Source organism: Nonlabens dokdonensis, from assembly GCF_002162835.1.
Taxonomy (GTDB): Bacteria; Bacteroidota; Bacteroidia; order Flavobacteriales; family Flavobacteriaceae; genus Nonlabens; species Nonlabens dokdonensis_B.
In genome coordinates, this window is sequence record NZ_MAAX01000073.1 from 46,919 (window position 1) to 59,861 (window position 12,943).

At 30.8% G+C, this 12,943-nt stretch carries 8 protein-coding genes; 1 reads left to right on the top strand and 7 read right to left on the bottom strand.

Annotated features, from left to right (window positions below; translation table 11 throughout):
• The first annotated feature begins 9 nt into the window (after positions 1 to 9).
• Entirely contained in the window at positions 10 to 978 is a 969-nt protein-coding gene (locus A9Q93_RS04565) for an IS110 family transposase (RefSeq protein ID WP_303686193.1), read from the top strand.
• A gap of 836 nt (positions 979 to 1,814) precedes the next feature.
• Here the strand turns inward: A9Q93_RS04565 and A9Q93_RS04570 are convergent.
• From A9Q93_RS04570 to A9Q93_RS04600, 7 genes are all read right to left on the bottom strand, one after another.
• Positions 1,815 to 3,056: a serine hydrolase gene (locus tag A9Q93_RS04570; protein ID WP_303686194.1), complete on the bottom strand. Its 1,242-nt coding sequence runs from the start codon at positions 3,054 to 3,056 to the stop codon at positions 1,815 to 1,817.
• Between the two features lie 733 nt (positions 3,057 to 3,789).
• Entirely contained in the window at positions 3,790 to 4,563 is a 774-nt protein-coding gene (locus A9Q93_RS04575; protein WP_303686195.1) for a hypothetical protein, read from the bottom strand.
• Between the two features lie 151 nt (positions 4,564 to 4,714).
• The gene (locus A9Q93_RS04580; protein WP_303686196.1) at positions 4,715 to 5,623 is read right to left on the bottom strand and encodes a hypothetical protein; all 909 of its coding nucleotides are present in this window, start codon (positions 5,621 to 5,623) and stop codon (positions 4,715 to 4,717) included.
• Between the two features lie 1,096 nt (positions 5,624 to 6,719).
• Complete coding sequence (locus A9Q93_RS04585; RefSeq protein WP_303686197.1) at positions 6,720 to 10,667, bottom strand: Eco57I restriction-modification methylase domain-containing protein; 3,948 nt, start codon at positions 10,665 to 10,667, stop codon at positions 6,720 to 6,722.
• Complete coding sequence (locus A9Q93_RS04590) at positions 10,657 to 11,667, bottom strand: restriction endonuclease subunit M (RefSeq protein WP_303686198.1); 1,011 nt, start codon at positions 11,665 to 11,667, stop codon at positions 10,657 to 10,659. Before A9Q93_RS04590 ends, A9Q93_RS04585 begins: the two co-directional genes overlap by 11 nt.
• A complete protein-coding gene (locus A9Q93_RS04595) occupies positions 11,664 to 11,864 on the bottom strand; it encodes a helix-turn-helix domain-containing protein (RefSeq protein ID WP_303686199.1) in 201 nt (66 codons plus the stop codon). The genes A9Q93_RS04590 and A9Q93_RS04595 overlap by 4 nt, the downstream gene beginning before the upstream one ends.
• A gap of 307 nt (positions 11,865 to 12,171) precedes the next feature.
• A partial coding sequence (locus tag A9Q93_RS04600; RefSeq protein ID WP_303686201.1) for a hypothetical protein occupies positions 12,172 to 12,943 on the bottom strand: 772 nt, incomplete at its 5' end.

Consider the following 12,943-nt stretch of genomic DNA (forward strand, 5'->3'; position numbering starts at 1 on the left):
TCATTTCTTATGAATAAATATAAAGAAACTTTTGGAGTTGACATCAGTAAAGATGTATTTGATGTATACGGTAGTAAATCTGGTCATGATCAATTTAAAAATGATGAGTCTGGATTCAAACAGTTATTAAAATCATTACCTGAAAGTTGTATAGTAGCCATGGAAGCCACAGGATATTATCATTATCGACTAGCACAGTTTCTTTACAAAAATGGAGTACTAGTATCGGTAATAAACCCATTGTCTATTAAGCGTTTTATACAAATGAAATTAGCTAAAATTAAAACGGACAAGAGCGATTCAAAAGCAATTTGTGAGTATGCTTTAATAAACGATGTTCCTATTTATGATGCGTTGACAGATGTTCAAAGTGAGTGTTTACAGCTCTTCAGATTATTAGACACTTATCTTAAACAACGTACAGCCACCAAGAATAAGATGCATGGAGAAGAAGCATTAGGATTGCCTTCAAAATTTGTTTATCGATCGCTTAGAAGGAATAAAAAGCAGTTAGATAAAGAAATTAAAAGTATTGAAGAAAAGTTGTTATCATTAGTAAAAGAAGATCAACAGCACCAGTTAACCTTATTGACCTCTATACCAGGAATAGGACAGAAGACTGCCTTATTTTTAATAGTGGTAACCGATGGTTTTTCAAAGTTTGAGAATGCAGCCCAATTATGTAGTTATGTAGGCATCACACCTACCATACGAGAGTCTGGCAGCAGCGTAAGAGGACGAGCGAGGATCAGTAAAGTAGGCAACCGAAAGCTGCGTAACCTTTTATTTCTATGCTCATTTAATGCTTGTAAATACAATAAAGCATGCAGAGAACTCTATGAGCGCATTGTCAATAAAGGAAAGAGTAAAAAACTGGCATTAATCGCCGTAGCAAACAAGCTCCTAAAACAATGTTTTGCTATCGCAAAATCAGGTAGGCCTTATGATGAAACCTACGTTTCTATATTGCCTAGATAATTAACATTAAAATAGAATAAAAAAAAGGCTCTAGAATTCAATCAATGAATCTACGAGCCCAGAATAATAATGTCTCAAATTAATGAAGAAAAGTGTTGTTTTTTACCTCAGTTCTTTGTTGTACTACGTTATTTTCCGTTTTAATTTTTCGTAACTATATTTTCGGCTTTTGCGTTTATAAGATTTTCCTTTAATCATTCCAGAAACTTGATTTTTTTCGGGAAAGTATTCTAAAGTACTTTCATAACAACCTCCGATTGCATAGTCATTTTTAGTTTCATTCGGCAGTTTTGTTCCAGTTCGTTCAGGCTTATAAGTCGCAAATATATATATTCTTCCAGCTTCAAAATCACGAATACTTGCTCTACAGTCGGCTCCGTCAGTATCAAAAATTTCAATGATTTTTCTTTCTTCTTTTCCTCTTATTATTTCCAGAATTTCAACTTTTATTGACTCTCCAGTTCCATAATATGGGTCAAATTCATTCTTTAGGGTTTCTGCGATATATTCATCATAATTCGTAAATCGTTTTCCGTTTTCGGTATGATAAATATGTTCTACAATCTTTCCTTTAATGACCAGCTCCGAATTATTAGCGATTCGTAAAAAATTCCCGCTCCATATTCACAACTACAAGCATTGACTTTTATAGAAATTAAAAGCATTATAAATATGACTGAAGTTTTTTTCATAATGTAGTACAACGGTCTTGTATAAGAATAGTAGCGGATTTTCACGCACTAACTTTTCGGTTAAGCATAGACCTTTTTTATATTTACTTACTTTCGTTTTAGCGATAAGCCGCTATTATTTTTATACATTGTTGTACGCTGGCTTTATCTTAATTTTGTTCCAAATTCTTCTAATTTATTGAAAAAACCATAGTAAGCGTTAATTCCTTCTTGATTTTCAATATTCGTATTTACTAGTAGAATTCCGCCTGTTTTATCTTTTGGATTAAAAAACATTAAAGATGATGCACCTGGGTCGCCACCTGTGTGTCCAATATTGCCTGTTCCTGAAAAGCCGATGAATATTCCAATATTATATTCGTCTTTATATGGATGGTTTACATCTCTTTCAGTAAAATTTTCTGCGTTTAGTTGTTTTGTAAAAAGTTCTTCATAGCCTTCTTTTGATAGTAGCGTTCCATTTCCTAAATAACCTTTCATTATTTCGTTTAAATATTTTGCTAAATCATTGACGCTGGTTAAAAACCCACCATCAGGATATGTAATTAGTGAATAGTAGGGAACTTCCATTTTTGGATTTGAATAAAGCATAGAAACTTTATCAAAATTTACAGCATCATAACTCCAACCTGAATTATCCATTTTTAAAGGTTTAAGAATATACTCATTTGTAAATTCAGCATATGATTGATGGGAAACAATTTCAATAATAAATGCGGCTAAAGATGCACCTACATTTGTGTATTCAAATAATTCTCCCGGTTTGTTTTTGGTAAAAGCATCTTTTTCATACCATTTTCCATTTTCAGATAAATAATTTTCTAAAAATTCTGATAATGGAATTTTATTGTCATTTGGGTTAAAACTTTGAGGGATATTTTTAATTTTTATCGATGTACTATCTAATTTATCTTTTAATACATAAGCTCTACCCATATAATTTTCTGTGTCAATTATTGTTGAAGTATGATTGGATAGCTGTCTGATAGTTATTGGTTCATTCTTGAAGTTAGGGTTCAAAACTTTAAATGGAAGATGTTTATTTATTGGGTCATCCAAATTTAAAAGACCCATTTCTTGTGCCTTCAATAGCGCAATTCCTATAAATATTTTAGAGACTGAAGCTATGGGTTGAATTGTATTTACGGTATAAGGTTTACTTGATTTTGCGTCAGCAAATCCAATTCCATTTTCGTATAACACACCTGTGGAATCAACTATTGCGACTCCCAATCCATTAAAATAGTTTTTGTTTAACGTTTTGATTTCTAAAGTTAGGCTGTCCTTTATCGGTTGATTATCTGCAATTTCCTTTACCGAATTTTGTTTTTGTTTGCAGGATATGATTAGTAAAATTCCTAAAAGTGATAGTAATGTCTTATTCATTATTTTATTTGAAGTTGGATTTTTATTTGTGTTACGGATTTTTTCAAGCTTGCGTACAACGGTCTCGGCTATGATTTCGTTGCGGTGAAAATCCGCTAGGATTTTCGGCGTAGTAACCATACCGTTGCGGAAAGATAGGAATTTTCGCTAGAAAATTCCGCCCGCAATGAATTATAGCCATTGTTACCTCTCGTAACGCCCACACAGATTTTAAATAGATCTTATGGGTGCTGCGCCATTTCCGCATGAGTGGTCAAATTGGCCGAGCTTTAAAAGGATCTCGATGTCTTTTAACAACATTAAAAAATTTCGCACTCTCGATACTTATTTTCTTATTCGATCTACTTTTTTCGAGTTCCTAGGTATTTTTCGCTGTCGCAAAATTATTAGGCTTTCTCAATCTTCTTTTTTTTTCCGAACCCAGATTGGCAGGATCGATAATGGCGCAATGACGTTTTTTCGGCAGCTCAGTTTAGTCAACATAATTTTTGGAAGCGACAGATTTTATTAACCAATTTAAAATGATGGTTAGTTATAAAAATTCGCGTAATAGTAAAAAGCGTGGGGCGCAGCTTTGGCAATAGCATTATGAGAGGTAACGTGTTTGTATATGGTTTGTTGCGTGGTTTAAGCACCTAATTTAGCAAATAAAAACCGAATAGAAAATCCGCGAGGATTTTCGTAAGTAGGCTAGAACCTAGCAATAAATTATATACGGTGTTGCCCACAGTTTTTATTCCGCATTATTTTTTATAAACTCAATAAATTCAATTCCAAATTCGGTTATTCCCATATGACCAAAAGGTAAATTTCCTATTCGATTCATTCTGTTGTCGATTAAAAGTCCTTTCGAGAATAATCTCTGTTTGTAGAACATAAAATTATTTTCAGTCAATCCGTAAAATTCCGCTTTTTTATATTTTAAAAATGAATCAATATATTCTTTTTGTTTTTGAAATTCAACTTTAGTGATGTCAAATGGTTTTCGGAATTTAGATTCATTTATAATAATCGTTTCCTTTTTCATTTGTTGTTCCAATGAGTTCATTTTGTCTTTTAAAGAATTCAATTTATCAATTTCTTCTTCAAATTCAATTGTGAAGTGTCTATGATTATATAGAATAGTAATTTCTTCTTCGGTTAAATTACTTATTAGGTCTAAATAATGGTCAATAAGTTCATAATGTTCAGAAGGTTGTGATAACTCTTTTATTAAGATATCTTTAAATCGCAATAATTTTAATTCAGATTTTGTTTGCACAACACGCCTTAAAACAGATTCGAATAAATCATTGAAGTTTTCTGTTTTAATATTTTCAAGATTGATTTCAGAGTCTTGAGTAAAATTATCTGCCAATATTTCAACAAACTTGTTTAATCTTTTTTGTTTTATTTGTCCATTATATTCAAAAAATAATTCATTTAATGCTGTTCCACCAAATGGGATTGCTCCAAAAATTGATTTTGCTGTACTTACTATAATTTCCTTCTTGTCAATTTTTTTCATAATTGTGGGCAACGGTCTAGTGTATGATTTCGTTGCGTGGTTTAAGCACTAAAGTTAGCAAATAAATCACAGATAGAAAGTCCGCGAGGACATCCGTAAGTAGGCTATAACTAGCAATGAATTATACACATTGTTGCCAGTAGTTTTTATTTTAGAATTCAATTTGTTCATTTATCATTTCTGAAAGTTTAAAATCTAAATCTATATTTGACTTTACTTTAATAAATGTGAATGAATTCAATTCATATTCCTTATTGTAACTACTAAATTCATAATATTCTATTTTCTCTAGAAGACCATTTTCCGAATAATAGATTTTGATTTTATCTCCAGTTTCTAACTTTGATATGTATTTTTTCTCTGATTCAATTAATTGCCCTTTTTTATTAAAAGTATTTATTTCTTTTTTTGAGTAATCTTTTCCGTCATTGTAATACGTTTGGAATATTCCAATTCGTTTATTGTCCGAATAATTGTATTTCCATTCCCATCTCAAATCATTGTCGTAAATCTGCTTTAGTGACGTTATTCTGTTCAGCGAATCAAATTCTCTTTGGTAATAATAAGTTGGATTAAAAATCGATTTTGTATTATTTAAATTTTCATCATATTCAAAAGTTGTTTTGAAAAAGAGTGAGTCAGTATTAAAGTAAAATGTTGATTCATCAATTAATTGACCTTTTTTATTATATGTATAATTCGTATTGTAATAAGGTTCAATTTGTTTTTCACAGTAGCAATCTGAATAGTACTCCAAACTTGATATTAAACTATCTTTTAAGTAATTCAATACTTCAATACTTCCAATTAGTTTTAAACTTGAATTGTGATTAGTCCCAAATTTAATTTTCTTAAGTAGATTTCCATTTGAATCAAAGAATAATTTTATTGATGGTCGATTTGCCTTATTTGTTTTTCTTTTAGTTATTTCATAATCAGAATTTCGCTTATAATAATGTCCGATTAATTGGATTTCAATGTCTCCAATTTTTTTCTTTAGGTTTTGTCCAAATGAAAATGAACTAAAAATCAAAAAGTAGATAAAGAGTATTTTTTTCATCTTTTAGAAGTCTTTATCAAATTTAATTCAACAGTTTTATGATTAAAAGTTGAAATGAGTAAATACTCTATTTGATTGAGTGAAAACGTAAAATTGCAGATTTGTTAAATTACTGGCAACGGTTTTGTGTATGATTAGTGGCGTGTTTAAGCACCTAATTTAGTAAATAAAAACTGAATAGAAAATCCGCGAGGATTTTCGTAAGTAAGCTAAAACTAGCCATTAATTATACACGGTGTTGGCATTTCGTTGTTTTTTTCATTTTTAATTATTCTGTCAATTTTCGTTTTCTAATAATTCCATTTCGTAAAATAGAAATACCAAAAATTAGAATTGGTAAACTAATTACTAAATAATAATAACCAGAAGTATCTTGTTCTTTTCCAGAATACAATATAATTGATAATGATAAAAAAAGTCCTAAAACCATAATTAAAATTCCAACAATTATTAAAATCAGTTTTATTTTCAAATTTTTTCTTAATTATTTAATTCCGATTGAGTGAGTAATTCCGCAACTTGCTAAATTCCGCTTACAATTCGGTTTTTGGTTTTTAATTCAGTTTCCGATTCCATTAACGAGCTTAAAAAGTCCGTTATGAATTTTATTCAGCATTAGATTGAGTATTTCGTTTATTTTTTAATAGCAATACAAAACAAATTATAAGTCCGAGTAATAATAAGCCGTAAGTTAAATGAGTTTTAGACGGAAAATTATGGGAACTACTTAAAAATAGTAGCCAAACAAATCAAACAACAATAATTAAAATTTCCAATAATATTAAAATAAATACTTTCATTTATTTTTTTTTCTCAAATATCTCGACTTACACGATTTTCCTCAATGAATGCCAACGGTCTAGTATAAGAATAGTAGCTGATTTATACACACTTACTTTTCGGTTAAACACAGACCTTTTTTATAATTACTTACTTTCATTTTAGCGATTAAACCGCTATTATTTTTATACATTGTTGTACACTGGCTTTTCTTTCCGCAAACTTGCTAGCGTTGGCAAAGACATACTCTTTTGCAATTTTTGGCTTGTGTGTTGGCTGTAGCGAATTGCAAATGTGTATGGCTTTTAGCGTTGGCTTACATTGGTTTTATCATTTTTTCAATAAATTCAATTTCCTTATTACTCAATTTATACTTTTTGTAAAGCTGTTGGTCAATTTCTGCAATAGATTTAGTCCAATCAATATCAGAGTCAGAAGTGAAATTCTGATTTGGAACAAAGTTCCATACAGCTTTGTTATTATCTTGAGTGACTTTTAAAACACCGAGCATAGTTCTAGCAAATTTTGTGTTTAAGTAGTTGTAGCAAGATTTAGCTTCTAATTCTGTGCTGTAAGTTCCAATACTTATAAATGATTGTGTATACCCAGTATTCGGTTCACAAACTACTGGTTGTCCTATTAGTTGTGTTGGAACAACCTCACCTAATGCACCTGAACCGTTACTTTTTGGAAGAACCACTTTATATAGTCCTATGTTTTTATGATTTTCCAGATATTTCGAATTAATATATTTAAATGTTCTGCTGTTATTAACTAAACCTAGAATTAAACAATCGTTTTCTGAATTTTTCTCTTCACTAAAGATTGATAGTTGTGTGAAAATTGAAGTTGTTAATCTTTTCTCTCTACCACTACTACCGATTATATCCTTATAATCTGGATAATCTTCATAAAGTTTATTTAAATCAAATTTGTTTTGAGTGTAAATATGCTCATCAATAGGTGAAAAACTTGATAATTCAATAACCTTTTTAAGTATAGAATTTAATTCATCAAATTTTGTAAATACTCCAATCGCATCAAATGTTTGTTGTTTGTCTCTTAATGTTATTGCTATACCTCCAGGAAGTTGAACTTCAGGAAATGCATCACTACTTTTATTGTAATAGTATTGAACTTTTAAGTGTTCATCAGCCAGCATTTTTTTATTCCATTGACTTGGTGTTTTACCTGCATTAAAAAGAAATCTTCCAGGTGTAATAAGTACTACTTTATCACTTAATTTATAAGATAAATCCATAAATAGATGATAGATAGGGTTATCGCTTGTTCCTGTTCTTCTATCTTGATAGGGTGGATTTCCAACAATTACATCAAATTTCATATCGTTGTTGTTAAATTTTAGTTTTTCATTCTCGATTAAATCATTCTCTAAGATTAAATCATAAGTGGTGAATTCTGATTCTATGTGTTCAATGTCTAATTCAAGTAGAGTGTATACTTTCCTAGTAAACTCATAAGCAATTTTTGAGGTAGGTATGGAATAAAAATTATTAGCTACTTCTTTTCCAAACTTTTTATAAATAGCATACACAAATTCTCCTTGTTTGGATGCTATATCTAATATTTTAGTGTTCTCTTGGATAGTATTTTCTGGCAATGAGCTAATCATCATATCAGTAACTTTTTCAGGTGTAACAACCTCTGAATCTGACAAGCGACTAAATTTTTTCATTGCATTGCTTGCTCTTTCTATTGCTGGTATAAAGGTGTCGTTTGCTAATGAATTGATGTTTTGAATTTTGTAATCTAACTCACTTAAAACAAAAGGGTTTATATGTTCTTGAAACAAGGCAAGCACTTCTATCTCTAAATTTAAGTGCGTAGCTATTCTAAGGTTATTTTTGTTATCATTAATAGCTTTTATAATTTCTTCAAGTGATTTAACTTTTGAATCTGTTAAGAATGAAAAGAAAAGTAGCCTTGCATAGTACATTGCAAATTTCCCTTTGTAGTCTATATTATCATCTTTTGAAGTTTCTGTTTCTTTGTCTTCTTTTCCAGGTGTATCATCACCATCAGGCTTTTCGCCTGTATCTAGGTCATCTCCTTCGTCTTTTGAAGGTTTCATTACCAAACCTCCTTTTGAACCTAATTTTTCTTGTCTTTCAATTACATCTTTAATTGCTTCAATCTCCAATAATGATAAATCTATTGCAATTGCATTGGCTTCATCCAATACACTTCTATCGCTTGAATATTGACGAACTGCATTTAAAATATCTGTTGGTTCAACTTGAACTATTTTTTTGTTATTGATTACTATAATTGGTGAAACTTGTAGTTCTTTTGCTATTCGTTCGCCTAATCTTGAGTTTCCATTTGACTCTACATTTACATTGTAAATCTGTGATTTATGCTCCTGCATTTGGAACATTCTGTTTGGATTAAAGTCAACCAACAAGGTTTGAGGCTTCATATTGTATTTAACAGAATCTCCATCAGGTTCTTTGTAAGTCTTTATAAATTGGCTTTGAAGTCTAAAAATAGCTTGGTCGTATTCTTGTGGTGAGGCAGTATCTTTTAAATATAGCATAGTATCCCATTGTGGAACTGTGCTACCTGTAAGCATTCTGTTTACCGTCAAAGTGATTGTTTTCTTGTTTTCACTTTCGCATTTTTCAATTTTAGATTTTACGGATTGAGTGTCTTTGAAAATCTTTTCATTTTCAACTCCAGAAATATTAATTACCTCATACGAACTAAGATTTTTAAACTCATTAGATTTAATTAAGCTTTCAAATGCGTCACAAGAAGCACGATAGGGAAGTACACAAACAATGTGACGACACATTTTACCTTCTTTCAGTTTGTCATAATCTAGAAAGCTCAATAAATTGTCGTCATTTTTTTTGCCATCTATAACATTGAGCAAGTCAACAATTTCTTGCTCGTGAACGAACTTTTTATGTAATTCGGTTTCTGTGTCTTTTAGAATGGATTTTGGTCTGAATAACTCTGAAAAAGCATAAGTAACACCCAATTTTTTCAGTTCTTCCATTTTTTGTCTTGACGACTCGTTTGGGTTGAAAGCAAATCGAATCATTTGAGGAAAACCATAGTAAGGGTTTTCCCATTCTTTTGTATCGTCTTTTGTTAAGTATTCATTATCCCATTCTTGTTGGTCATCAGCTATATTAGTGAATTGATAAAAGGCAATAATATCATCAGTTGTAAATTCACTATTCATCAAGATACGATATGGTGTGCCCGATAAATGGATTCGAATTTTCGAGTTAATTGTCTTAGTTGTTTCGTCTAAGTTGTCTAAAGATTCATCATTAAGTTTGGTTTCGCTTTTTAGTTCTTTTTTACTCTTTAACTCTTTTAAAACCTTTCCATATTCTAAAGCTCTTGCACCAAAATGTGTTTCGTCTATAAGTAAAAGGTCTATTTGATTTTCAAATACTTCTTTATGTTTGGTTTTTATGTCATCGCCTTGTAAGTCTTGAAGTGTAAGGAATAGGGTAATTTTTTCGTTAGCTTCTAGTTTATCTTTTATGATTGTTTCGCTTTCTAAAAGTGAGTTACTATCTAAAAAACTAAAACCATCAAATTTGATATGACTTTCAACCGTTTTCTTCCATTCTTCTCTTACATCAGCTTTAGCGGAAACGATTAAAACTATTTTTGCATCCATTGCAACAGCACAACACATTGAAGTAAACGATTTACCAAATCGCATTACTGCATACATCAATAGGTTTGTTCTACCTTTTTTTATTGCTTCTTTAAATCTCTCAATGGTTTCATCTTGATTTGGTCTTGGGTCGTAACTTTCGGTTCTTTTGTATGTGTGAACTATTGGTATGTGACTATCTTCAAACTTGTAAAATTGATATTTTGTGTCATTATTCTCATAAGTTTCTTGAATATCTGCAATTGCATCATCTAGTTCATCTACTTCAGTGTCTTTAAAGAATTCGTTAGAGTAATATGGGATTGATTCTAATGAATCTGGTAGCAACCTAGTTTTATGGATTTCTGTTTCTAAAAATTTGTGTACTGCAAAATCTCTAAAAAATGTCTCCTCATCAACTTTTGCAACCTTTTGAAACTTCTTTTCAAGTTCAGGAAAGTGCTTTCTCCATTCATTAAGTCTTTGCTCAATAGGTCTATATGTGTCACCAATTTTTAAATAATTAGGAACTGTTTCTGTTGTAAAAGCATAGATATGAGGCTCAACTCTTCCAATAATTAAATTTTCTAAAAGTTGTATGTCAAGCTGATTATTATTTGCCATTTATTGATTGATGTTTATTTTGAAGTAGGTCTATATATCTTATTTTTTTTCCTTTTAATCCTGTGTTTGGCCAATCCATTATCAAACAGTAAGTTCCATTATGTTCGAAAATATTACTATTAAGACAACCTTTGCAAAATGAATTATCGGTTTCTTCTTCTCCAAACAGGTTAACTGTTTTGGTTTTTATTTCTCCACAAGAGAAAGGAATTACACCTTTTAATCCGTCCATTTGCCAAACATTCCAAGAAATTATCTCTGCTATATTTTGTATTGATTTAAGTAAAGGCTCTTTTTCAAATTTAGATTTGTAATTTTCTATGAATGTAAATAGCATTGATTCTCTAGCTAACAATAAACTATCTCCTTGCCACTCATAAGCATATATGTTCTTATAAGCTGATTTAGTTGCCTCAAGCCATTCATTTGATTCATCAACATTTTCATTTATTATTCTGAGTTTTCTATCAAGTAAACCAATTCTATTTTCAATTTCTATGAATTCTCCTGTTGTTGTGTCGTATCTGCTTGTTATGTATGGTGCTTCACCACAAGAAATTTCAAGTCGTTTGTCATTTATATAATCTTGCCAAGATTTATTTTTAGGAAATTCAATTTTTGCTTGATTTGTTTTCCATTTTTTTTCATTTGGGATTTCTTTGTTGAAAACATCTTTTCGTTCAAACCAAGCATTATCTATCAAGTTATTTTGAGCATTACAAATCCAAGATGGCGTAAAGACTTCAGCCATATTTTTAACTCTAGACTGTTGTAATATTTGGTCTTTTTGAACCCTTGGCATTATCACATCACCGTTAATGCCTGTGATGAGTTCAGATTTAATCTGCTTGCTTTCTAAATATGATTCTCCAAAATACTCATAATTATTAGTTGCCCAAATAATGTTTTTTTGAGTGGTTTGGTCACGCAAAAGAATATCCAATACCTCCGGATATTTTTCTAAGATTTCATTTTCTAATATGTCTATTTCTGTCCTCAATTCAATTCCTTTATTGGCACTAATAATTCTTTTGCTTCTATGTTTAGGATTTCCGCAATTTTGTACAAGTCCTCCAAACTCGGTTGTCGTCTATTTTGGGCGTAAGAGTTCACCATATTGTAACTCTTTCCCATTTGTTCAGCTAACCATTTTTGCTTAATTCCTTTTTTTTCTAAAACCTCTTTAATTCGGTTCATAATTGAATTGTTTAATTCAGGATACTAATGTAATAAGAATTATTAAATATCTCACTAAATGAGTATTAAAATAATCACTCAGTTTGGGTGAGCGTTGGATAGAGGCAAGCTCTTTTTATTTTGTGAGGTACGAGCAAAATGAAATGTGCTTGACTGTGCGGTTGGCTTTTCAGAGCTTGTGTACAACGGTTTGCGGCTATGCGCAGTTGCGTGCCATAGCCTTGTATTCCCAAAGATACCCAAACCGTAGAAAGTTTCGCAGAAATTTTCGGATGAGCGAGAATCGAGCAATTGCGTATAGCCGGTGTTACCACACGTTATCACTCAGTTCAATAAATTTATGTTCTATATTTTCCTTATGAAAAGTTTTCGCAAATATTGTATCTCCGATTTTGTTTTGAATAACGTATGGTACGTCTCCGTAAACAAAAATGATGTTGTATTCCAAAAATTTGATTCGTTGCCAAGGTGAAGAGTACCGTTCGCTTGACTTTCTTAGAACTTCGAAATCATCTTTGAAATATATTGTATCAGTAAAGTGTCTATTTCGCCAAACATATTGTTTTCCTGAAATTTTAATGTTTTTGGTGCTTTTAGCTGTTTCAGGTAATTTTCGATATACGTGAAAATTATCACTATTTGGTGTTCGCAGAACTAGAGAGTCTTTACTAATTGTTTGGATATTATAAATTTCGATTGGATTTTCTTCCGTCCAGTCTTCGTTGAATACTATTTGGTTTGAAAAAATTTTCTGTTCTCCGTATCTGGTGTCTTCGCCATAATTAAGCAAAACGCCTTTCGCCACCCATTGACCATTTTCAAATGATATTATATTCTCTTCTGCAAAATAGTATTCGCGCGCATCATTTGTTGTGTATTCGCCAATCCATATATTGTCTTTTAACCCATCATTTTTACAGGAAGTAAATATTATTCCGATTATAATTGATATGTATAATGATTTTTTCAAATGTGTGGTAACTGTTTTGTATATGGCTCGTAGCGTGTAAATTAGCGATAACTTTTCAGTTAAGCACGAGCCGAATTTTTTAATTTTCTTATTACCTTTTCTTTTCAAT

Coding starts and splice junctions, on each gene's coding strand:
- A9Q93_RS04585 (WP_303686197.1), bottom strand. CDS start 10,667: ATGGCAAATAATAATCAGCTTGACATACAACTTTTAGAAAATTTAATT.
- A9Q93_RS04575 (WP_303686195.1), bottom strand. CDS start 4,563: ATGAAAAAAATTGACAAGAAGGAAATTATAGTAAGTACAGCAAAATCA.
- A9Q93_RS04595 (WP_303686199.1), bottom strand. CDS start 11,864: ATGAACCGAATTAAAGAGGTTTTAGAAAAAAAAGGAATTAAGCAAAAA.
- A9Q93_RS04565 (WP_303686193.1), top strand. CDS start 10: ATGAATAAATATAAAGAAACTTTTGGAGTTGACATCAGTAAAGATGTA.
- A9Q93_RS04570 (WP_303686194.1), bottom strand. CDS start 3,056: ATGAATAAGACATTACTATCACTTTTAGGAATTTTACTAATCATATCC.
- A9Q93_RS04580 (WP_303686196.1), bottom strand. CDS start 5,623: ATGAAAAAAATACTCTTTATCTACTTTTTGATTTTTAGTTCATTTTCA.